16 protein-coding genes and 1 pseudogene are annotated in these 21,908 nt (G+C 56.5%); 8 read left to right on the top strand and 9 right to left on the bottom strand.

What is annotated here, in order from left to right; genetic code table 11:
• Positions 1–130: 130 nt before the first annotated feature.
• The 3 genes from HDE79_RS06910 to HDE79_RS06900 all read right to left on the bottom strand — a co-directional run bounded on the left by HDE79_RS06910 (position 131) and on the right by HDE79_RS06900 (position 3,060).
• The gene (locus tag HDE79_RS06910; RefSeq protein WP_184601223.1) at positions 131–367 is read right to left on the bottom strand and encodes a hypothetical protein; all 237 of its coding nucleotides are present in this window, start codon (positions 365–367) and stop codon (positions 131–133) included.
• Between the two features lie 84 nt (positions 368–451).
• Entirely contained in the window at positions 452–1,108 is a 657-nt protein-coding gene (locus tag HDE79_RS06905) for a c-type cytochrome (protein ID WP_221440071.1), read from the bottom strand.
• Positions 1,109–1,119: 11 nt separating this feature from the next.
• Positions 1,120–3,060 carry a thiamine pyrophosphate-dependent enzyme gene (locus tag HDE79_RS06900; RefSeq protein ID WP_184601222.1) on the bottom strand — a complete coding sequence of 647 codons (1,941 nt, stop codon included), beginning with the start codon at positions 3,058–3,060 and terminating at the stop codon, positions 1,120–1,122.
• A 301-nt stretch (positions 3,061–3,361) separates the two neighbouring features.
• Between HDE79_RS06900 and HDE79_RS06895 the strand changes: the two genes are divergently transcribed.
• Positions 3,362–4,387, top strand: coding sequence for a LysR family transcriptional regulator (locus HDE79_RS06895; protein ID WP_184601221.1), 1,026 nt, complete (start codon positions 3,362–3,364; stop codon positions 4,385–4,387).
• 142 nt (positions 4,388–4,529) lie between these two features.
• Here HDE79_RS06895 and HDE79_RS06890 read toward each other — a convergent pair whose 3' ends face one another.
• Both HDE79_RS06890 and HDE79_RS06885 read right to left on the bottom strand, forming a co-directional pair.
• Positions 4,530–6,236: a hypothetical protein gene (locus HDE79_RS06890; RefSeq protein ID WP_184601220.1), complete on the bottom strand. Its 1,707-nt coding sequence runs from the start codon at positions 6,234–6,236 to the stop codon at positions 4,530–4,532.
• 582 nt (positions 6,237–6,818) lie between these two features.
• Complete coding sequence (locus HDE79_RS06885; RefSeq protein WP_343205922.1) at positions 6,819–7,154, bottom strand: transposase; 336 nt, start codon at positions 7,152–7,154, stop codon at positions 6,819–6,821.
• A 100-nt stretch (positions 7,155–7,254) separates the two neighbouring features.
• On the opposite strand from HDE79_RS06885, the pseudogene HDE79_RS21795 reads away from it, so the two are divergent.
• A pseudogene (locus tag HDE79_RS21795) lies at positions 7,255–7,377 on the top strand (IS5/IS1182 family transposase); the annotation flags it as partial.
• A 303-nt stretch (positions 7,378–7,680) separates the two neighbouring features.
• On the opposite strand, the gene HDE79_RS06880 reads toward HDE79_RS21795, so the two are convergent.
• On the bottom strand, positions 7,681–9,210 hold the full coding sequence (locus tag HDE79_RS06880) for a hypothetical protein (protein WP_184601219.1): 1,530 nt from the start codon (positions 9,208–9,210) through the stop codon (positions 7,681–7,683).
• A 470-nt stretch (positions 9,211–9,680) separates the two neighbouring features.
• Entirely contained in the window at positions 9,681–10,640 is a 960-nt protein-coding gene (locus HDE79_RS06875) for a hypothetical protein (RefSeq protein ID WP_343205921.1), read from the bottom strand.
• 427 nt (positions 10,641–11,067) lie between these two features.
• Here HDE79_RS06875 and HDE79_RS06870 point away from each other — a divergent pair, with 427 nt between their 5' ends.
• On the top strand, positions 11,068–11,262 hold the full coding sequence (locus tag HDE79_RS06870) for a hypothetical protein (protein ID WP_184601218.1): 195 nt from the start codon (positions 11,068–11,070) through the stop codon (positions 11,260–11,262).
• A gap of 131 nt (positions 11,263–11,393) precedes the next feature.
• Positions 11,394–13,046: a M20/M25/M40 family metallo-hydrolase gene (locus HDE79_RS06865; RefSeq protein WP_184601217.1), complete on the top strand. Its 1,653-nt coding sequence runs from the start codon at positions 11,394–11,396 to the stop codon at positions 13,044–13,046.
• A gap of 373 nt (positions 13,047–13,419) precedes the next feature.
• On the opposite strand, the gene HDE79_RS06860 is transcribed toward HDE79_RS06865, so the two are convergent.
• Positions 13,420–14,814 carry a hypothetical protein gene (locus tag HDE79_RS06860; RefSeq protein WP_184601216.1) on the bottom strand — a complete coding sequence of 465 codons (1,395 nt, stop codon included), beginning with the start codon at positions 14,812–14,814 and terminating at the stop codon, positions 13,420–13,422.
• Between the two features lie 535 nt (positions 14,815–15,349).
• On the opposite strand from HDE79_RS06860, the gene HDE79_RS06855 reads away from it, so the two are divergent.
• Positions 15,350–16,876 (top strand): alpha-L-arabinofuranosidase C-terminal domain-containing protein, encoded by a 1,527-nt coding sequence (locus HDE79_RS06855; protein WP_184601609.1) that lies wholly within the window; start codon positions 15,350–15,352, stop codon positions 16,874–16,876.
• Positions 16,877–16,987: 111 nt separating this feature from the next.
• Here the strand turns inward: HDE79_RS06855 and HDE79_RS06850 are convergent, their stop codons facing one another.
• Positions 16,988–18,931 (bottom strand): CocE/NonD family hydrolase, encoded by a 1,944-nt coding sequence (locus tag HDE79_RS06850; RefSeq protein ID WP_184601215.1) that lies wholly within the window; start codon positions 18,929–18,931, stop codon positions 16,988–16,990.
• Between the two features lie 329 nt (positions 18,932–19,260).
• Between HDE79_RS06850 and HDE79_RS06845 the strand changes: the two genes are divergently transcribed.
• The 3 genes from HDE79_RS06845 (at position 19,261) to HDE79_RS06835 (ending at position 21,743) form a co-directional block, all read left to right on the top strand.
• On the top strand, positions 19,261–20,121 hold the full coding sequence (locus HDE79_RS06845; RefSeq protein ID WP_184601214.1) for an alpha/beta fold hydrolase: 861 nt from the start codon (positions 19,261–19,263) through the stop codon (positions 20,119–20,121).
• A 216-nt stretch (positions 20,122–20,337) separates the two neighbouring features.
• Positions 20,338–20,865 carry a hypothetical protein gene (locus HDE79_RS06840; protein WP_184601213.1) on the top strand — a complete coding sequence of 176 codons (528 nt, stop codon included), beginning with the start codon at positions 20,338–20,340 and terminating at the stop codon, positions 20,863–20,865.
• A 332-nt stretch (positions 20,866–21,197) separates the two neighbouring features.
• On the top strand, positions 21,198–21,743 hold the full coding sequence (locus tag HDE79_RS06835; RefSeq protein ID WP_221440070.1) for an SGNH/GDSL hydrolase family protein: 546 nt from the start codon (positions 21,198–21,200) through the stop codon (positions 21,741–21,743).
• Positions 21,744–21,908: the final 165 nt, after the last annotated feature.

The following is a 21,908-nucleotide window of genomic DNA, read 5'->3' as shown; positions in this document are numbered from 1 at the left end:
CAGCGGCGAGTCAGCACGTGGGCCGAAATGCGCAGTCGTATTGCTCGTTATCGCACATCTCCGTGGCACTGCGGAAAATGGGGTCGCTTTGACAGTTTGTGGCTAGGTCTTGCTTGCTCCAAAAACGATGTCAGTAAAAAAACAGGAAGAAAGTGTCAGGGACAATTTCTGACAGCGCATTGGCTCCTGGGGTGAGGTGGGACGCGACTTGCACTGATCGTCGCGGAGCGGGCAGCGAGTGATCCTGTCGGACATGGCCCGACTTTCGCGTTTCGAACTTGGCGGCATTCCACAGCGCGTAGTCCAGGGTGGGGACCATCGTCTGCCGTGTTTTCTGGACGACGAGGATCGCCAGCGCGACCTGCACGGGTACTCTATGGGAAGGGCGCTACAGGGCTTGCTTGGTGGACTCGGGGCTACCCACGAAACCGGGACGGAGAAGGTGCATCGTTCATTTCAGGGATTCCACGTAGCCTGCAACATCCTTTACGTCCTCGGCGCTCAGCGGCTTCGGATACAGGCGCGGCATGATGCCCTTCGGTTCCCGAATGCGCGCTTCGATATCGGCTGTTTTATAGCGGTTTGACAGGTCGATCAGCGCGGGACCGACGCCCCCTTCGCCGTTCTGGCCATGGCATGCAGCGCAATTCGCGGCATAGATCGATGCACCATGCGCTGGCAAATGTGCCGTTCGGGACGTGGATGAACTGTTGTCAGGTGTCCTGGTCGACGATGTGCTGGTGTTCAACAGGGCAATGCTGTCGGCCGGCCGACTCGGCGGCAGGGAAGCGAGATAGGCATGGATCTTCGAGATGTCGTCATCCGACAGGATCTTCTTGCTGAAGACCGGCATCTGGTCTTTGGGGGCCCGCACGTAGGCTTGCATTGCCGGGAGCGGTATGGGGTGCGGCGCCAGTGCAGGTCCGGTTGTGATACTGCCCTGGCCGAATGTGTCGTGGCATTCGTAGCAGCCTTTCTGCATGAAGAGCGCGCGTCCGGCTTTGATCTCGCTGGCCGAATCGGCATGCGACAACGTGGGCCATGTGCAGGCGAGCGCGATTACGGCGGCCATTGCAATGCGGAGGGTTGAAACAGAATGAGCTTGCATCGACGGTTCCGTTACCTGGGTTGGGTCAGCACATCCACCAGTGCAGGCTTGCCGCTCTTCACCTGCGCCATCGCGCGTGCGAGGGCAGGGCCGAGATCGGCGGGGTTCGATATAGGACCTTCGGCCCACATGCCCATGCTTTTCGCCATCGCCGCATAGTCGATCGGCGGATCGTGAAGTACCGTACCGATCGTTCCTCTTTCAGGATGCCGGTCGCGGCGACTGCTCATTCGCTGGATGTGCATCGTCTCCTGATGCCAGGCCCGGTTGTTGTGCATCACCGTGAGTAACGGCACGCTGTGATGGGCCGCGGTCCACAGTACGCCCGGAAGAACCATCAGATCGCCATCGGTCTGGATGTTGACGGCAATGCGGCCAGCGTCGCGATGCGCCAGGGCGGCGCCCACCGCGGCGGGCGCGCCGTAGCCGACGCCGTAACCGCCTCCGGAACCGATGAACTGATAGGCCTTGGTGAAATCCCACAGCCGCTGCGGCCACATGCTGATGGGGTTTGGTGGAGACACCAGCGCCCAGTCCTCGTGCCGGATGGCGTTCCAGACTTCCTGACACAAGCGCGCGGTACTCACGGGACTGCCGTCCCATGCCAACGTCGCGGCTTCGCGTGCGTTGTTCCGCATTTTTTCAAACGCCTGCCGCATCGGCTCCGTCCGTGCACCAGCGGCGTTGCGTTGCGCCGGCGTCATCGTCGTGAGCACGGCATGCAGCAGTTCGGGTAGCGACGCCTCCGCATCGCCGGCAATGGGCAAGGTGGGCGCGTAATAGCGTTCCGCGTCCTGCATGTTCGACTTGCCATACAGGTAAGCGGTGGAAATGCTGATGACCTTGACGTCGCTTTTAGCGCGCGGCGTTGATGGACGGCTGATGGTGTCGGGCACGGTCTCCGTCAGCCCCCATACATCGCCGACCTCCAGCGCCAGGATGACATCCGCTTCTTTGAGCAGTTTCGCCTGCAGCGAAGAATGGTTGAGGTAGTGGTTCGTCGGAAAGTTCATGCGCCCAAGCAGATCGATGACGGGCGCATTGAGCGACTCCGCAAGCTTCACCAGCATGTCCATGGCGGCCTGCGTCCTGACGGCTCGATCGGCCACGATGACCGGCGCCTTTGCGTTGCATATCAGCGAGGCTGCAGCGGCAAGCGCATCGGGACTCCCCACGGGCGGTGAAGGCTCGCGTAGCGGCGGTACACGGATATCGCGCGGATCGGCAATGGGCTGCTCCTGCAGCTCGGTATCCAGCACCATCAGCACCGGCTCCATGGGCGACGTGACCGACATCGTATAAGCGCGCATGAACGACTCGGCGTAAGCCTGAAGTGACATGGGATAGTCGTCCCACTTCGTGTAGTCGCGCACGAGTGCACCGAGATCCTGGGCCGTGTGATACCACTCCACGCCTGGGCGGCGTTTTGCGGCGTCTGCCATGTTGCCTGCCAGCACCATCATCGGCACGCGGTCGCACCACGCGTTGTATATCGCCATCGAGGCATGTTGCAGGCCAACCGTACTGTGGACGAGACATGCCATCGGCTTGCCCGCGACCTTGGCGTATCCATGCGCAATGGCGGCCGATGCTTCCTCGTGCGTGCAAACAATCAGCTGTGGATGCGTGTCGCCGGCGTAATTGACGATCGATTCATGAATGCCCCGGAAGGTCGACCCTGGCATGGCTGCGACATAGTCGATGTTGGCGATCCGGAGTAGATCGACCATGAAATCCGAACCCGGGTTACCGATGTGCGCCGCGTCGGTGGCGGGCGCTTCGTTTAGTGAAGGCGCCTCAGTTTCGGCTGCCACCAGTGCAGGGGACGGCCTGCCCACTGCCGGCCCCTTGTTCACAGCAGCGGGTTGCGCGGCGCCGACGTTCGGTTTCACAAGCAAAGTAGCCGTGCCAGTGATGAGAGCATCTTTCAGAAACTTTCGTCGGCCAGTCACACTGTCATTCCTTTCCTATTGATGAAACCGGACCATGCATGCTGTGTGTCGCGCGCCCCGATAGCTGGCGGACGCAGCCATTAGCTCGGGCGCGGAAGTCGCGATTGACCTCCGACTAGACCGATGCATTCAGTTCCGTATAGATAACGGGATCTACCTGCCTGGGAATCGAGGCAGCTGAGCGAGGATTTTCTGTGCAAGAATCGGCTGCGTCCGAAAACCCCTACCCGAGCCTGTGCAGTGTAGGTACCTGATACTGCGCGGTCACATGAGAAATCCTTGTGCGGTTCGCTAGATTTCCTTGAGCGACGCGTTGGAGAAAAGCTATGCGGTCTCAATCACTCCAAGCGAGACAATGACCACAACGCTGCCTCCCCTCAATGCGCTGAAGGCATTCGAGTCGGCGGCCCGTCACCTGAGTTTCACCAGGGCCGCCGCGGACATGCATGTCACGCCGGCAGCAGTCGGCTTCCAAGTCAATGCACTCGAAGCGCACCTCGGCATATCCCTTTTCGAGCGCACGAAAGGAGGGTTGGTGCTCACGCCGGCAGGTCGCGCTTGCCTGCCGAAGCTCCGGGAGAGCTTCCGGATCATGCGCGAATCCATCGAGCTGCTTGGCCGTTTCAAGGACAAGGAACCGCTAACCATTGATTGCCCACCTTCCTTCGCCAACCGCTGGCTGATGCCGCGGCTGCACCGTTTCCTCGTTCAATATGCCGATATCGACGTGCGAATCGTGTCGCGTATGCATGGCTTCGGACTTGCGTGGACCCAGCAGGCGATGGAAGCGAACAATATTCGCCAATGGTTGGCCGAAGTGGACGTGGTGCTGTTGCTAGGAGATGGGCAATACACGAATCTTGATGTGACACAGATTCTGCCGCTCACGCTCACGCCATTGTTATCCCCCTCTTTGGCATCGCGCATCGACTTGAATCGGCCCGAGCAACTTGTCTCGCTGCCTTTGTTATATGACGACAGAGGTGTGGTGCGTGGCGGCGAGTCGTACTGGAAGATGTGGGCGCAATTCGCGCATATTACCGTCCCCGACGAGTCCCACGGTCACCATTTTGCACATGCGATGACCGCGCTGGAAGCGGCGGCCGACAATATGGGGGTGGTCGTCAGCGCACCCGATCTTGCGCTATCCGAACTGGAGAGTGGTCGCCTCGTTGCGCCGTTCGCCGTGTTGTCCGATTGTGGCGTTGCCTACCATGCGGTATCGGCCTCGCCTCGCAGGAGCATCGACCTTTTCGTCCAGTGGATCGTCGACGAGGCGAGGTCGACAACCGATGCGTCGAGCCTGCTGACACGGACGTCGACCTGATATTTGACCCGTTCCGAGTCGGGACGCATATTTCTCGGCAACCGGGGGACAGAAACCGGAGTCAGAAGGAATTGAACGACGTCAGCTGGCGTAAAAAAGGGGGCACGTATCACTCGAATTTTCAATAAAAAAAGTCCAGTTTCTATTTCGGCTCTACATTGATACGAAAACCCGTATCACACAATTCTTCTGTGGATTGACTAGCGATCAAAACATTTAATGAATAATTGCCCATAGGAATATTATCAAAAGAAATCGCCGACGAATAGCCGCTTTTCAAAGCCTTCGGTGCGTTTAAGTTAGCCACTACGTCAGGCCGAAAGATCCCCAGTGATGTGGAAAACGCATAATGTGATGACTGCCCAATAAGTACCAATAGCGCTCGAGTCGTTTTAGTTTTCTTACCCGGCACTCCCCATCCGGTAAAGCTAAGAACGTCCAAAGGATTGGCGCTGAGATACTTATTACTTACAACTTTCCCATTCACGATATCGAGCGAACATAATCCCTTAGTGGATCTTGCCAGATCCAATTCATGTTCATCTATAGCAATTTCAGCACTGGCCAAAGGATCGCGATTTTGAGCCAACCTCATTTTTACGGAGGGGGGGTGCACAGGCAGTTCCACTATGGTGCCCCGCTGTGAGGCATCAAGCTGATGTGCGCGTGCCACGAAGTCCGTCTCTGGAAGCTTGAACAGGTCGCCCCAGTCCGATGGTATGGCAAAAATAACCGTGGTAGCGAGAAGAGTAAGAGCCATTCCTCTAACAAAGAGATTTTTGAGTGATGCAATTACAAACAGGGCGCCCCACCACGCAAGCATCGGATAAAGAAAGTAACGGTTGCCAGCAGGCGGTGTCAATATCATCGGCCATTGCGGCATTGACATTGAAATCAATGGCTTAAATAAAGCCAGTGCAAACATCGCCGCCGCAAAGAAAATAAATTCTCTAAGTATGGTCGGACCACGAAGAAAGCTAATAGCAAATATCAAAAATCCGGTGATAGCAATCAAAAAAGGAATCGAATTTCCAACAAATATCGATTGTTGCAGAAGCGCCACGATGCCTGTATAGCCAACCGTCGCTCCGAGCGGGACCATAGCGAGAATCTTTACGAGTAATTCTGCGCTTGCGCCTAGTGGCCCCGTTTCTCGTTCGGCGTGCGACAGACCAAGAATCAACAAAATCTGAACGCATGACGTGATGCCGAGAATAATAACTCGCCATATTCTTGCTTGGCGATTCACAGCGTCGCCCCTGAAAACCCTTAGAAATCCTATTGGGAAAAACAGGACACAAAAAGGTCCACTCAGGCCTGAAATAAACAGTACCGCCGAGTCGAATAGATGTGCAATTTTGCTTTTAGGAGCATCGCTAACCAATACCAAAAAAGCCAGGATAGCCAGATACCACTGAGAGTCAGTGACATTTAGCGCGGTTTCCGGGGCGTTTGGCATGAGGACAAAGAGCAATGCAAACATTGAGCGCGAAAGCTTATCCGGCCACGCGTTGGCCATGCGTTGACTCAACAAAAATATCGCTGGCGCTGACTGCATGCAAAGCGCAAACAGCACGAACAGCGTGGGCCCCCAAGCCAGCGGAAATGGCTGTGCAGCTATCGCTGCAAGACGCTGAACTGAGTTGAGATAGCCTCCATCAGCGTGCAAGAGCGAAGCCACTCCAAGATCACGCGCCTCGGCATACCACACCGGGCCATCTTCACCCCAGAATTCAGCATGCAAGAAAGCATGGGAGTTGTGCGCAAACAATAACATTGGGAAGAGAAACAGAAACGGATAGAGAGGCACCCGATCAAGTAACGCTTTCAACGAGTCGATAAATCTCACTCAGTCATGCTCCATCAAGATAAAGCGCTCCGTAGTTAGGTCACAAACGCCCAGTCGCCCAGAGAAATTAATCAAGATGTGGGCGCAATTCGCGCATATTACCGTTCCCGACGAGTCCTACGGTCATCATTTTGCACATGCGATGACCGCGCTGGAAGCGACGGCCGACAATATGGGGGCGTCAGCGCACCCGATCTTGCGCTATCCGAACTGGAGAGTGGTCGCCTCGTTGCGCCGTTCGCCGTGTTGTCCGATTGTGGCGTTGCCTGCCATGCGGTATCGGTCACGCCTCGCAGGAGCATCGACCTTTTCGTCCAGTGGATCGTTGACGAGGCGAGGTCGACAACCGACGCGTCGAGCCTGCTGACATGGACGTCGACCTGATATTTGACCCAAAAAAGGGGCCAGGTTCATTTTCACGGAGTGTCGGATGGTTTTTTTGGCGACCGCGCGGCCTGACGCTTGCGGCTCGCTGGGTTAGCGCTTCGATCTGCTGGCGGAAGCGGTCGCTGCCCCAGGCGCGTTGTTGCTGAGTGTGTTGGCGCAAGGCGGTGAGCTGTGGTTCATCCAAATGTTCGCCGATTAGTTCGCGATAGGCGGTTTGGCGCGCGGCGGGATTGGATCCCAGGTTGAGGTATTCCTGTAGCGCGCATTGAAGCTACCGACGTACCGTCGCCCGACCGCTTGCATCATGCAGGAGATGGAGCTAACACCGGAGGGCGCTATCAGCAGATGGACATGATTGGTCATCAGCACGAAGGCATGAACCGCGCAGTGGTGCTTGAGCGCGGCTTCGCGTAGCTCCTGCATGTATTGTCCGTAATCGACGTCGGCAGCGAAGCAGGCCTGCCGGTCGTTTCCGCGTTGTACGATGTGCCGTGGGATGCCGGGCAGATCGATTCGAGGCAGTCTGGCCATGGTGGGCGTCGGCTGAGGTGAGTTGGCTCAGCATGCTAATGGCATCAGGTCAGGGCTACCGTTCAATGCCCGCAAGCGTGCAGTCAAATGGCCCGTCCGGCTGGCCACTCGACAAGATGTGTTCTTGGCCGAGATGGACAAGGTCGTACCTTGGTCAGAGCTGTGCGTGGTGATTGAACCGTTCTATCCGAAGGCGCGGTCCGAAGGTGGGCGCCCCTGCCATTTCGACCTTCGCGAAGAGGCCATTCTCTCGCCGCATCCGCATACACCACGCTCGCCGCTAAACCGAAAGCGCGCGCCGCAGCCTACCGCCAGCTGCTACACGAAGCCCTGTCCGACGACGACCTGAAAGCCATCCGAATCTACCTGCAACAACAACGGGCCTTGGTCGCGATGACTTTCGCGCGATGGCGAAGCCAAGACCCAACGCTTCGCTGGCGTCAGGCCCGCGCATCGCCCGCCTCACGCCGATTCAAACGATCGTAAGTGAACCTGGCCCTGTTTTTGCTCATGCCCTGATAGATGTCTACTTAAACCGCACATTACTATCGTGCCCGTAATACTTATTGAAAAACGACTTGTAATCATCCAGAAACCAATCGGGTGAATTTTCCGTTGGCAGCGGACGATGCTCCATCGGAATAGTTTCGACGTCCAACCCGCTAACGAAAACACCGCCGCTGGATTTTTCAGCCGCATCATAAGCGCGATAAATCATCTGTGAATCCCGATATTTTTGCGGGGCATTTCCAATCGAAGAAATTAATCCGCTCGAAACAAGCACCATCAGAAAAACATTTCGCAGCAACCGCTGAGAAATTCCGTCTGGCCAGGCAATCAGTATTTCCGCAAAAAACCAAATGGCAGAAAAAGCAGATATCAACAAAAACCCGGCCCATGGATAAACTAGAAAACTAAAGTAATTCTGCCCGGTTCTCAACGATACGAAAGCAACTATTCCGATAGACGAATTAACGGTTCCAAATAGAAAAATTAAAAAATTCTTCCGGAATTCCAATCTCTTTATTTGCGTCGATATATAGGATTCGACATCCGCAATGTTATATGCGGCCTTTCCTTTTTTATAAACTATCAACACCAATAAAGCCGAAGATATGAAGGAATAAGCAATTGCTAGAAGGTAAAGCCTATTTTCTATAGATAAAGAATGAGGCGATTCAATCAAAAGAATAAACTGACCAGCCACACTTTCCTTTGCAGTCAAACTCGCTCTTCGTGAGAATAATTGCATGATCATCAAAGCGACGAGAGATAATGCCGCAAGCACTTGCAAAACCAAAAAATACTCTTTCAGGTGAGTAGATCGTTTTTTGAAATTCCAATTATTTATAAAAGTAAAAAATACGAATGCTAAAATTATTGCGTTATAAGCTTCCAGGGAAAATGATACCAAAAATACCAAAGCAAAAAATAATGGATGGAATTCTCTGCCGCATTCAACACTGCTTGTGGCAGGCGAGCGCATCCAAATTTCGGCCATAATAACAAAGCCTAAAAATGAAGGCATCTGATAGCATATCCAAAATACCTGATTAAACCATTGCAGAACTATCATGATAAAAATGGCGATGGAGCCATGAACAAGCACAGTGTTTCCGGAAGTAATAGACATTCCTTCTTTTTTGTAAATGGCGTTTCGGCCAAGTAGTCTTATAATGTATCGATATACGCAAAAAACAAAAATGGCAAATAATGTGGCACAGAAGAATTTATAGAAATGAAAAAAATCTATTCCAAAGATATCTTTTAGCGGGAAAAACATGGCGTCAAAAACACGACCCAGCAGATTCCTCCCATACGAATCCATTGCCCTGTTCGGAATCCAACCGTTCGCAAAGTGCGGAAGGAAAGCAGGTATTCCATACTTTTGACCAAGGTGCACAACGTCGTCGCCGTTGACATATGCTTGATTAAACGTCCGTAACCAGACGCTAACGAAGACAAATAGCCCAATCCAATCAATAAGAAACGAGCGCCTCCTGCCGTCACTCCGAAAATCGTCGCCCAATGAATCGCCCCTGCTAGTGCCTGACATGCAAAAATCCCAAAAATAAGAGATCCGCCAAAGCCGCTTTCGGAGTCCACGTCTTTCTGACGACGATCTGCCAATGGAGAATTGACACCTTCACCTTTTGTGCTGGCGGTATCTACGCAAATTCAATCTAACGTTAAATCCACGTGACAGAATGTCAAAAAATATGGCATAACTTGATTATTAATTGGACGTTTAGGGCCGATCCGGTGCTTTGATCGGCGCTCGCCTGTTCTCGGCGTCAGATAATGCGCGAGCTAGATAAATCAGAGCCAGTCCGTGCCCTTGCATCGTCGCCTCGCGAAGCGGGCTCTGACCCGCTTTAATTCGGGAGCCGAAGCCGGCCAGGCGTTGAGTTTTGGCTCCGACCATGGCGTGGAAATCAGCCTGGCCCAGGCGCGTCGTTATTGAAGATGGTTTCGGATGGCCGTCTCGGCTTTTTGAGACCCGCTGCTACGTGTGGTCGACAGCGCTCAATGCGAACCTATGCTCGAGGAAGCCGCTGGCGACGCCAACTCGGCCGCTGCGCGCTTGGGCGTATCGGCGGGGCAATATGGCTTGAGGTATCTGCCTGCACGGTACAGATCGATGCATTCGCGCACGTCGGCTTTGAAGGCCAGATCAGGCGTGTTGATGGGGCAGCCATACGACAGCGGCCTGGTCTCCCTGTACTCGGCGAAACAGGTCGACAGCGGCGGCGGCTTGGGTGGATTCGGATCGTCGGCCAGCGACCGCGACGGCAGGTTGAGGCGCTCGTCGCCGTCCTTGGGTGAGGGCGGTATGGGCGGCGTGCCGCATAGCGGGTTGAAACCAGGTTTCTTCGGATCGCAGATGCTTGCGGCGATCGCCTGGATCGCATCGCCTATATGACGACTCACCTTACCGCCGGCCGTCTCGTTCGGCGGTGGGAAATATTTCTCGAAGCGGGTGGTCTTGGTGTGCATCTGGTTGTAGTCGTGCTGCATGATCTGGCGATCGTCCGCCGGCTTGGGCGGTGCGGCCTTGGCGTTGGTTGTTGCATAGGTGGTCGGCGCCGCGGGCGCCATCCGCACCGAGCCGTCTTTCGCGAACAAACTGGAAGCGGACGGCGTGGCTACCGAGGCCGCTGGCGCAGGTGCCGCTTCATGATCCTGCACGACCATCGCATCACTTCGCGGCTTCTCGTGCGTCACGGGGCGAACGCGCGGAATCGCCACCTGCCGAGGCGGCACCAACGTGGGCGGCGAGGGTGGCTCAGGTGGCGGCGCGACGCGCGGCTCGCTGGAATGATCGATCAGACGTATTACCAGTGCCTGCTCGCTCTCGCTATCGACAGGCGCCACCGCCAGCTGCGGCAACCTGGGTTGCATCTCGTACCACAGCACCAACGCGAACAGTGCGTGCAGTACCAATACCAACGCCAGCACGAGCGTCAGCACCGGGCGCGTCAGCACTGGCTGTCGCCAGCGCTTGCGACCCAGGGTCTCGCGCGTTTCGCTGTCGAGTAACGCCAGACCGCGCGCGCGATCCTTCTCTTGCGGATGTAGGACCTGCCCGGAACGTTCGATGACACTGCCTTATTCAAGCCAATTACTTACACGAAACCTGCGCATACCGTCAGCGCGTGTCGCGGCTAACCACGGTAGACAGGTTCTTTCATTCAGGGTTCCCTTGATTCGGAAACTGGTACACAAACATGGGTGCACTTTCGCTGCAAAAAAGGGGGCGGGTTGGAGTTACCAGGATTTAATCGACGCCTGATCGGCATCTTTGGTGTGCCGTCTACGTTTCGCATCGTCTGTCTGCGCCTGTCAGCCGCGCATGCGGGAAAGTCCGCTCCGACCGTCCGATTTTGGATTTTGGTCCAAGCGGATAGCGACGATGCACGAGCACCAGCCAAATCTGGCCTTTGAGGTGACCGCGAGAGGCTCGCGAAGGACTCAAAAGTCAGAGCAGTTGCGCGTGCTCAAGATCAAGGAACTTGCGCAGAAGGCGGTGGAGACCGAGGTGGCTGGAAAACAGGAGCAAATAACCGGGTTAGGGCTCGTGACGCCTTCATCAGATGGCGGGGTGTAGCGGATGATGTCGTGGCTGGGTCGTCAGTACCTGAGCGACGATTGTCTCGGGTTGTCCATGCGCTGGCAACATGGCAGTCTGCATGGTCCTACCTCTGGACGTCCAGACGTCCACATCTTTCTGGAGATTCCATGCCTCGCACCTTCTTCGCCTTCGCGCTTGCCGCGTGTCTATCCGCTACGGCGTTTGCCGCGGTACCTGCGGGCGAACAGCCTGGACTCGCACAGATCCGCGAGATCGACCTGCGGGCCGACATCGGCTTTCTCGCCTCCGACGCTCTGCATGGCCGGCTTTCGTTGCAGCCCGGCGACGATGTCGCTGTGCAGTGGATCGCTTCGGAATTTGCCAAAGCCGGGCTCACGCCGGCGGCTACCGATGGCCAGGGTCGCCCCAGTTATCTGCAGGCGGTGCCGTTGATCGAATACCGGCCCGACGCCCAGGCCACGCGCCTCACGCTCAAGCGCCAAGGCCAAAGCACGCAGTGGAAGACCCCTGACGTTTCGGGCGCGTTCCCCGAGGATCGCGATGTCGTCGATGCACCGGTGGTGTTCGCTGGCTACGGCATCACAGCGCCGGAGCTTGGCTATGACGATTACGCTGGCCTCGACGTGAAGGGCAAAGTGGTGGTGGTGTTCGATCACGAGCCGCAGGAAACCGACCCCAGCTCGATCTTCAATGGCACCGGCAACACCCGCTATGCCACCGGTTACGTCAAGGTACTCAATGCGCAGGAACACGGTGCCGTTGCTGTGCTGATAGCCCCCGAGCCATCGCATAACCATCCTTCTGCCCAGGAGATCCGCGTTCGCATCGGCCACCAGGCCGAACATGCAGCCAACCCGATCCCCGCCCAGGCGCTGGTTGACAACGCGTTGCACATTCCCAGCATGGTGATTTCCGCCGAGGTGTCCAGCCAGCTTCTGGCGACCAGCGGCAGTACGCCGGCCGTCTTGCAGAACGCCATCGACAAGGATCTCAAATCGCACTCGCTGGCGTTGACGGATACCGCGATCAGCTTGCACTTGCACAACAGTTCGCGGCGCGAAGGTATTACCTGGAACGTGGTCGGCCTGGTCGAGGGTGGCGATCCCAAGCTGGCGCCGGAAACCGTCATCATCAGTGCCCATCACGATCACGACGGTGAAAGCGACGGCAAGATCTGGCACGGTGCCGACGACAATGCCTCGGGCACGGTGGGCGTGGTGACTCTGGCCCATGCCTTCGCCAGCAACCCGATCAAGCCCAAGCGTTCGATCCTGTTCGCGGTATTCGCCGGCGAAGAGCGCGGACTGCTCGGCGCCTACTATCTGGCGGCCCATCCGCTGCGCCCACTGGACACCACGCGTGCGATGATCAATTTCGACATGATCGGCCGTGATGAGAAGCCCAGTCTGCAGACCGATGGCCTGATCCAGGTGCCAGCCGATACCAGTAACCGCCTCAATCTGATCGGCGCCGCCTACAGCCCCGACTACCAGCGCACCGTGGCCAAACAGAATCAGCAGGTGGGCTTGGTGCTGGACGACCGCTTCGATCACGAATACGCCCTCAATGTGTTCTTCCGCTCCGACCAGTTCCCATTCGTGCTGCACAACGTGCCGGCGTTCTGGTGGTTCACCGGCTTCCACCCGGACTACCACCACCCCACCGACACTGCCGAAAAGATCGACTATCCGAAGATGGCGAAAATCCTCAAGCTCGCCTATCTAAGCGCCTGGAAATTCGCCGACGAGGCCACGCCGCCGCGCTTCGAATCCCATCCCGGCGGCCAGAAAATAAACTGAGCAGAAAAGGTGTCAGGGACAATCTCTGACATCAGTATGGCTCTTGGGATGAGGCGGATACACGGCTTGCATTGATCGTGGTGCGCATGGCTCGCGAGCGATGCTGTCGCGCATGGCCCGACCTCCACGTCACGATATCGCAAGCATTCCTCCGCACGTGGTGCAGCCGGGCAGCAATCGGCTGCTGCGACCACACGCTGAGACAAAGGGGAGGAAGGCAGTTAAGCCGAACGCTGGGTTTAGCTTTTTCCATTTGTCAGCGTCGCGGTCGCCTTGCGTTGGTCTTTGCTGCAAGGTGGATGATTTAGCTACTTCCGTCCCCGTTTCCTGCGGATGACTAATTAAACTGCCCATGGAATTGAGGCTGTCAGGTTCACCTATTGCGATCGGCCCCATTTGTTGTGCCGCTTCCAAGGACGAAGGTGGTTACCGAATAAGGAGGCAGGCTATACGTAAACGTCCCGTCGGTAATTGCAACGTTGGTTGCGATTTGGGCCGGCAGCCCATCTCCCGTGGTCTGCCACGCATTCATAGTCCCTGAGCCATAGCCGGTCAGGTTAACGGTACCCGTCTCTGTATTGTTTGGGTCTTTGTTAATTACCACGATGTTTTTCGGGTTATTTGACGCGAATACTTCCAGGGTGTTGTTCTGCACAACATTGGAACCCTGCACATTAACAGTGGTATCCCCGGTAACACTCGTCAGTACCATGTTCGTCCCGAAATGCTGGAAAAGGGCGCCTCCGGTAAACATGTAGTAAGAGTAATACAGCGGCATCGGTGTATCGTTCTGGCTGACAACCCCCATGAGTCCGCCCGAACTATCACCGTATTCCATGGAAATGCCGCCCGCCTTGACGATATTGCCAATAACACTGGCGCCCCATATCGCATTAAACGGCTGGCCTTGCGCCGGATCAGACCCCCAAGTGAGATTCCATTCGCCGCATTCTATGGGCAACCCTGTATCTCCTTGCAGTTTGGCTATTTCCGCCTGATACGACACGGTGCCATATTGCAGCACATCGCCATCGCTATCGCTGCCTCCGCCGTTCAATTCCTGCTGCAGCTGGCTCGCGGACATATCGGTGTCGCCGCCGTTGCCGTATTGATGGTAGTCAAGGAAATCGGGGCCTCCGGCAGTGCCCTTGGTATTGGCGAAGTATCCCGTCATGGTGTCTTCGTCATACCAACCCCACGCAGGGCCGCCTATATACAGCGTAAAGCCACCCGACGCGCTGCGCATTCCAGCAGCAAAGGCTATGAAATTAGAGCCGCTGGAATCGTTCGCGTTGGTCTCATTGCCGATGATGTAATACTGCACGGGTTTTGAAAGGCCGTGAGCGGCATAGTTCGCCGTATAACGGCTTACCATAGCCTGTGCGTCAGCCGCACTGCCTCCGCTGTCGGCGCCGTTGTCGTCCTCACCAATGGTATGCAGCCTTATGACCGGCTTCGCTCCAGTACTGTCGATGGCCTGTACCCACGGATCACCGGGGCCACTTGTACTACCGGCGCCTAACTCGGGATTGCCGCCATTCTGTAAATCAATGCGCATTGCATCCAAATGCAACGCAGCTATCAAGTTGTATACAGTTTGATCATGCACGATGTCATGCGGTGAACCATATTCGGTGGAGTCCATGCTGAACGCCCGAGAATTGACCGTCCCTATATTCTTAGTGAAATCCACATTAATAGTTCCCGCATAAGCGTTGCCTGCAAGTAATGAAATAAGGCTGATACACGATAAGGAACGCGATTTCATGCAAGCCTCCAATGTAAATTTTATTTATATAAAAGTATAAAATCCTTGGCTATTTTCCACGGTGCCAGCTAACCTTTTGTGACATGGCTATTGTTTTTAACAAATAGCGAGAAAAGGTGTCAGGGGCAATTTCCGACGTCAGGATGGTTCTTGGGATGAGGCGGACACGCGGCTTGCACTGATCGTGGTGCGCATGGCTCGCGAGCGATGCTGTCGCGCATGGCCCGACCTCCACGTCACGATATTGCAGGCATTCCTCCGCATGTGGTGCATTGGGCAACAACCGGCTGCCGCGCTTTCTGGACGACGAAGAGCGCCAGCGTTACTTGCAGCCTGCGCCAGGCGCTATTGCGTTACGGATGTCAGCTGCATGGCTATGCGTTCAAATTGTCCCTGACACCTTTTTGCTCGCCACCCCTATTTACTATTGTAGTATTAATAAAATTCAAGCTTGGCGATGGCCTCGCCGGCGCTATGGGAGAGATCCACGATGCAGCAGAAGTTTGCGCGCGGCTGGCGCCGTGTCCGCGTGGCGATGGCGATGTTGATGTTGATGATGACGGGGCTGGCGCAAGCGGGTGTCGTATCGGTGCATGGCACACTGCATGTCGATGAACCAGGCGCACTGGTCTCGCGCAACATTTTCGGTCAGTTTTCCGAGCATCTGGGCAACGGTATCTATGATGGTTTGTGGGTTGGCCCGGATTCGGGCATCCCTAACGCCGATGGGTATCGCAACGATGTGATCGCGGCGCTGAATGCCCTGCATGTACCCAATGTGCGCTGGCCCGGCGGTTGTTTTGCGGATGAATACCATTGGCGCGATGGCATTGGGCCGCGCGACAAGCGACCGACGCGGGTGAATACTCATTGGGGTGGTGTGGTGGAGTCGAATGCTTTCGGCACGCAGGAATTCATGAACTTCATCGAGCGCATCGGCAGTCAGGCTTATGTAGCCGGCAACGTGGGTGATGCTGCGCCTGAAGAAATGGCGCAGTGGGTCGAGTACATGACGGCTACGGGCAAATCGTCGCTGGCTCGCGAACGCGCCGCCAATGGTCACGAGAAGCCCTGGGAGGTTCCCTATTTCGGTGTGGGCAACGAGTTGTGGGGCTGTGGCGGGAACATGCGTGCGGAATATGCCGCGGATCTGTTTCGACGCTATCAGACCTTCGTGAAGGTGCCCGCGGGGCAAACCATCATGAGGATTGCGCCCGGTGCCAATAACGACGACGTTCACTGGACCGAAGTGATGATGCGCGAAGCAGCCAAGTTCATGGATGGACTGAGCCTGCATTACTACACCGTGCCGGGTGGCTGGCCGCCGCTGGCTTCATCGACCGATTTCGGTGACGAGGGCTGGATTGAAACCCTGTCGCTGGCACTGCACATGGATGACCTGATCACGCATCACAGTGCGGTGATGGACAAGTACGATCCGGACAAGAAAGTGGCCCTGGTGGTCGACGAGTGGGGAACCTGGTATGCGCCGCTGCCAGGTACCAATCCCGGGTTTTTGCGGCAGCAGAACACCTTGCGTGATGCCCTGGTGGCGTCGTTGACGCTCGACATCTTCACTCATCATGCCGATCGCGTGCGGATGGCCAATATCGCGCAGATGATCAACGTGCTACAGGCGATGATCCTCACCGACGGCGCTCGCATGCTGCTCACGCCGACGTATCACGTGTTTGCGATGTATCGGCCTTATCAGGATGCTACCGAGTTGCCGTTGCAGCTCGACACACCCAGCTACACGCTCGATGGATACGCTGTACCGGAGGTACATGGTTCGGCGGTGCGGGCAAAGGACGGCCATGTCTATGTCGCGCTGACCAATCTGGACCCCGAGCGCGACGCGAACGTTGAGATAACGGTGGATGGCCTGAAGGCGGTGGGCGTTGGTGGGCAGATTCTGACCGCGCCAAAGATCACTTCACACAATACGTTTGATCAACCCAATGCAGTGAAGCCGGTGTCGTTCAACGATGCGCATGTTCAGGGCGACAAGCTGAGCGTGGTATTGCCGGCCAAGTCGATCGTGATGCTGCAGCTGCGTTGACCATGTCTTGCTGCGCCCACTGCATCTCGATTTCACAGGGCCCGGTCCGCGCGCTCGCGAACCGGGCTTTTCCGTTTGTCCAGCGGCTTTCATTTCCGGGCCAAGGCCCAGTCAGTCGCTGCTGGTCGATCCTTCCACCACGGGCAGCAGTACGGCACTGCGTCCATCGGGTCCGTGCTCGATCGTCACCGTCGCCTTGCGGTAGTCCGACGGTTTGGCGAACAGGATGTTGGGCACGTAGGTCTGCGGGTTGCGGTCGTAGAGCGGGAACAGGCTCGACTGGATCTGCACCATGATCCGGTGGCCTGGTTTGAACACATAGTTCACCGTGGGCAGCCGGAACTTGTATTCCTGCACTTGGTTTGCCGGGATCGGTGACGGATCGGCGAAGCTCTTGCGATAGCGCCCGCGAAAGATGTCGAGCGACACCGGTAGCTCGTAGCCGCCCATGGTGGGGTCGGTCGGATCGGTGCCAGGATAGACGTCTATAAGTTTGACCACGAAGTCACCGTCGGTGCCGGTGGTGCGGGCGAAGAGGTCGGCGATCGGTGCGCCTTCCAGTCGCACGGTCTTGCTCAGTACCGGCGTGGTGTAGGACAGCACGTCGGGCCGGTTCGTCACGAAGCGCTGGTCGTGGACCAGCCAAGTGCGCCACTGGTCGTTTTTCTGCGGAATCGGGCGTGGCAGGTAGGGCACAGGTTTGGCCGGGTCGGCGACGTAGCTGTCGCCGTCGCCGTTCGGCTGTTCGAAGCCCAGGCCCATGTCGGCCTGCAGGTAGAGTGGGGTGAGCGACTGATTGCTGGCCACCTTCCAGTCGGCGAAGCCGTCCCAGTGCTGCTCGGTCGGGTTATAGATCATCGCATCGGGCAGTGGCTTGGGCAGCGGCGTGCCGCGCAGGTAGTGGTTGAACCACGGGATCATCACGTTCTGGCGAAACTGCGCGGTGGTGTTGCCCGGCCACTTGAGCGGGCCCATGTTCCAGCCGTCACGGTTGATCTGGCTGTGCCACCAGGGGCCCATCACGAGGTGGTTGTTGGCGCCGTGCCCGGCCTGCTTGAGCGCTTCCCAGGCATGCACGGCACCGTAGATATCCTCCTGATCCCACAGGCCTTGCAGCCACATGGTGGGCACATCGGAGGGATGCGCGACGAGCAGCTTGTCCAGCGCCTGGTTCTGCCAGAAGGCGTCGTAGGCCGGGTGTGCCGAGAAGCGGTTCCACCAAGGCAGTTGCCGAAAGCCGTTGGCCTCCGCATAGGCGCCGGCCGAACCCGCATCGAGGAAATTGGTGTAGTCGTCGTAGTTGTCGCGCGGGATGCTCTCGCCTTCACCTTGCTTGCTCGTCTGGCCGCTGAAGTAGTCGAGGTTCACCTGACGCAGGGCGCCGTAGTGGTACCAGTCGTCACCCATCCAGCCGTCGATCATCGGGCTTTCCGGCGCGGCGGCCTTCAGCGCAGGGTGCGGGTGGAGCAGGGCCATGGCCACCGTCCAGCCGTCGTAGGACGAGCCGATCATGCCGACGTTGCCATTCGATTCCTTGGTGTTCTTCACCAGCCAGTCGATGGTGTCCCAGGCGTCGGTGGTGTCGTCGGTGGTGGTCGGGTTGAGCGGCCCCATCGGCGGGCGCGTCATGATGTATTTGCCTTCCGAGCCGTATTTGCCGCGGATGTCCTGCCACACCAGGATGGTGCTGCCGTCAGCCCAGTCCTTGTCGCCCGACCACACCGCATCGGCCATGTGCGGGCTGTTGTCGGGTGTGAAGGTGTCGGTGTTGTATGGCGTGCGCTCGAGTAGCATCGGCAGGTTGTGCGCGCCCTTCGGGATTAGCAGCACGGTGTGCAGCTTCACACCGTCGCGCATCGGGATCATCACCTCGCGCTTGACGTAGTCGAAGTTGCTCTGCGGTTGCTTCCAGTCGGCCGGAATGTCCGACGCGGTCTGGATCATGTCGGGCGTGACCTTCGAACCATCGGAACCCAATGCGGGCGCAGCGGGCAAGGCAACTGAGATGAGGCAGGCGAGCGAAACCAGCGCCGAGGCCAGGGCGGCTTTTTTCATGTGCAGAGGATCCTGTTGGGGGCGTCAGAAAATTTGGGTCAGAGTGCACTTTCTACGGAAGTCGTTCCGGTGTCACGCGCAAATTCCGGTTGAGTTGAACATCGATTCCGATAAGGCGTGCACAGGGCGCTGATCCCGACCGGCACCCGAAGGGGCTGATTGCTGACAAACGGGTGTACTGGCATTTTTGTTAGGCGCACTTTCGACGCAAAGCGGACATGATCTTGGCAGCCAAATGTCCCCAATCGAATGCGATCCTCGATGTAAATTATGGGCTCAGAAACATGGATCGTCGGTTCACATAGCTTATGGCCCATAACGTACGACGCGTGAAATGGCTTCCTCTTTTGGTGCTGATTGCACTTATGGCGCTTGTTGGTGTGTGGATAGCCGGTTCACTTCTCGTTGGTCCCAGCCAAAGCCCCATTGGACAGCCACCCCCTGACCTCGCCGCTCAGGCAGTGATGTTTCCTGATGCAGAGGGTGAGCCCATCCACGGTTGGTTTGTCGCGGGTACCAAGAATCAAGGTGCGGTTCTCTTGCTTCATGGTGTTCGCGCGGACCGGCGGGCCATGGTCAATCGCGCTAGGTTCCTGCATGCAGCTGGCTATGCGGTGCTATTGATCGACTTCCAAGCATCGGGTGAAAGTCCCGGTAAAGCGATTACTTTCGGCTACCGCGAGGCGGGGGACGTGAAGGCATCGCTGCGATATCTCCACCAACATCTGCCGGGCGAACGCGTAGGCATCATTGGTACATCGATGGGCGGTGCTGCGACGATTCTCGCCGAACCTGATGTGGATGCAGACGCTGTTGTACTGGAACAGGTCTATCCAACGATCAGGCAGGCAACGGAGGATCGGCTGGCTATACACCTTGGACCTATGGGTCCATGGCTAGCGCCTCTCCTGTTATCTACTTTGCACCTTCATCTGGACATTTATCCCGACCAGCTACGCCCTATTGACCATATCGGCCATTTGGCAATGCCCAAGCTGCTGATCGTGGGTGACCGCGATCGGGACACAACCATTGCCGAATCCTACGCGATGTTCCATGCAGCGAAAGGACCAAAGGAGTTGTGGGTAGTGCATGGAGCCAGGCACGTTGACCTGTACGGATACGTCGGGGCCGATTACAAGGTGCGTGTGCTCGACTTCTTTGACAATTGGCTGCGTAAGAAATCATAGGTTGTGAAGCGATTGCGATCCGACTGACTAGCCATGGTGCAGGTGTCTTTGGATAAGCTGGCGCTAAGTGGCCGTTTTCGACCGGAACGGACCTCGTTGTAACGGTAACCGGCCGAAGCTAGAGTCACGTGGAGGAAAGGGGTCTTACCACCCGTTGGTGAGATGTGTGGTGCACGCGGTCAATGTGCGGGCAGGCAGAAAGATTGGAAACATGCGATGACTCAATTATTTCGGTACGCGCTAGGTTTTGCTGCCTTGGCGGGTTTTTTGATCTCGCTCGCGGTGCACGTTGAGGCGTTGATGGGTGTGGATATTGCGTCATCTATTCCCTCTGTCTGGCTTCTCCATGCTGGAGTTTTCGTTGTATTCGGCCCTTTCGTTTTTTTCAGCCGGAAGGATTTCGTTGGCAATCAATCCTTGCTCAGCATGGCGAAAGGCTTGCCTCCGTGGGCTGCTGTGCTCGGGGGCGCGATCTTTGTATACGCGATTGTCAACTTTGCTTTGTTCTTGCTCCATTCCGAAGGCGGCAATCCCACCGTGGAGAATGGGAAATACCTCCTCATGGAGCATGGCGCGCTAATTCGTGAACTTACCCCGACGGAGTTCACTGCGCTCAAAGCAAATGAATTACGCGGCTTCTCCGGCCATTGGCTCCTCTTTTACTTCGTTCCGGCGGCGTACTTCTTGTTTTGGAAGCCATCGACTCTTCCGCTGTCTTCGGGACTGACTAGCAAGATAGCCTAAGGTCTGCTTTCAACTCGGAGCGGACATCCCATGGAGTCCTGTCGGAAGCGCGTTTGGACGCCGTCGCTAGGGTATGGAATGCGGCTAGTGCTGCCTCTCAGTATGAGCTGCGTATAGGATTGAAAAAGTGGTGAGGCTAATCACTGTAAACGCGTAGCTGACGCGGATTCTCAATCCATCGGACGCATGAGGAAAAAATGATCCGTAATCATTGCAAGATATGGGTGGCGCTCAGTCTGTGCACACTTTTGTGCATTTCGGCGTGCTGCCAGGCGCAGTCAACTTCTCAACCTGAAGTCATCGAATGGACTTGGGCGGTTAGGCCTACCCAAGTGGATCATCAGCTGCCGAACGTTCTCTTGGTCGGAGATTCCATTACTCGCAACTACTTCCCCGAGGTGCAGCGAGAGCTCAGCGGTAGAGCCAATGTCTACTTATTTGCTGCTTCAACCAGCCTGGGAGATCCGCGCCTGGATATACAGTTGAACGAGTGCGCTGCGTTGGAGGGCGTGAAATTCAGCGTAATTCATTTCAATAACGGGATGCACGGCTGGTCCTATACCGAAAAGGAGTACGCAGCATTCTTCCCGAGCTATGTTGCGACGCTTCGAAAGATCGCTTCCGGCGCCCACCTCATTTGGGCATCCACGACTCCGGTAAAAAAGGACGATCCGCTTGGTCCTTCAAATAAGCGTATCAAGGTGAGGAATGCTGAGGCACTGCAAATCGTGAATCGCGATCTTATCGCCGTTGACGATCAATACGCACTGATGCTGCGTTATCCGAATCTCTACTTGGATGACATTCATTTCGACCCCGAAGGCTCCAGCTTGCAGGGTCGGCAAGTTGTCGGCACGATTGAAAAGTATTTGAAGTAATTCCGCTCTCGACCCATAGCGAATCTTTCGGATGGTCAAAATTGGGCAACGGCTGCAGGGTACCCAACACCGGCACGTTGTTCAGCCCGCACCGGAATGCTGTTCAACTATCACCGGAACCAGCAGCCACGCTACCTGTAGAACCTTGAGAGGTTCATTGTTTGT

It is taken from the genome of Rhodanobacter sp. MP1X3, from assembly GCF_014207165.1.
GTDB lineage: Bacteria > Pseudomonadota > Gammaproteobacteria > Xanthomonadales > Rhodanobacteraceae > Rhodanobacter.
Note: the sequence above shows the minus strand (reverse complement) of the source record. Positions and strands in the feature narration are given on the sequence as shown.

Excerpts from the sequence above, each read along its gene's own strand:
- HDE79_RS06905 (WP_221440071.1), bottom strand. The coding sequence starts at position 1,108 with ATGCAAGCTCATTCTGTTTCAACCCTCCGCATTGCAATGGCCGCCGTA.
- HDE79_RS06885 (WP_343205922.1), bottom strand. The coding sequence starts at position 7,154 with ATGGCCAGACTGCCTCGAATCGATCTGCCCGGCATCCCACGGCACATC.
- HDE79_RS06880 (WP_184601219.1), bottom strand. The coding sequence starts at position 9,210 with ATGTCAGGCACTAGCAGGGGCGATTCATTGGGCGACGATTTTCGGAGT.
- HDE79_RS06870 (WP_184601218.1), top strand. The coding sequence starts at position 11,068 with ATGCACGAGCACCAGCCAAATCTGGCCTTTGAGGTGACCGCGAGAGGC.
- HDE79_RS06865 (WP_184601217.1), top strand. The coding sequence starts at position 11,394 with ATGCCTCGCACCTTCTTCGCCTTCGCGCTTGCCGCGTGTCTATCCGCT.
- HDE79_RS06860 (WP_184601216.1), bottom strand. The coding sequence starts at position 14,814 with ATGAAATCGCGTTCCTTATCGTGTATCAGCCTTATTTCATTACTTGCA.
- HDE79_RS06855 (WP_184601609.1), top strand. The coding sequence starts at position 15,350 with ATGGCGATGTTGATGTTGATGATGACGGGGCTGGCGCAAGCGGGTGTC.
- HDE79_RS06850 (WP_184601215.1), bottom strand. The coding sequence starts at position 18,931 with ATGAAAAAAGCCGCCCTGGCCTCGGCGCTGGTTTCGCTCGCCTGCCTC.
- HDE79_RS06840 (WP_184601213.1), top strand. The coding sequence starts at position 20,338 with ATGACTCAATTATTTCGGTACGCGCTAGGTTTTGCTGCCTTGGCGGGT.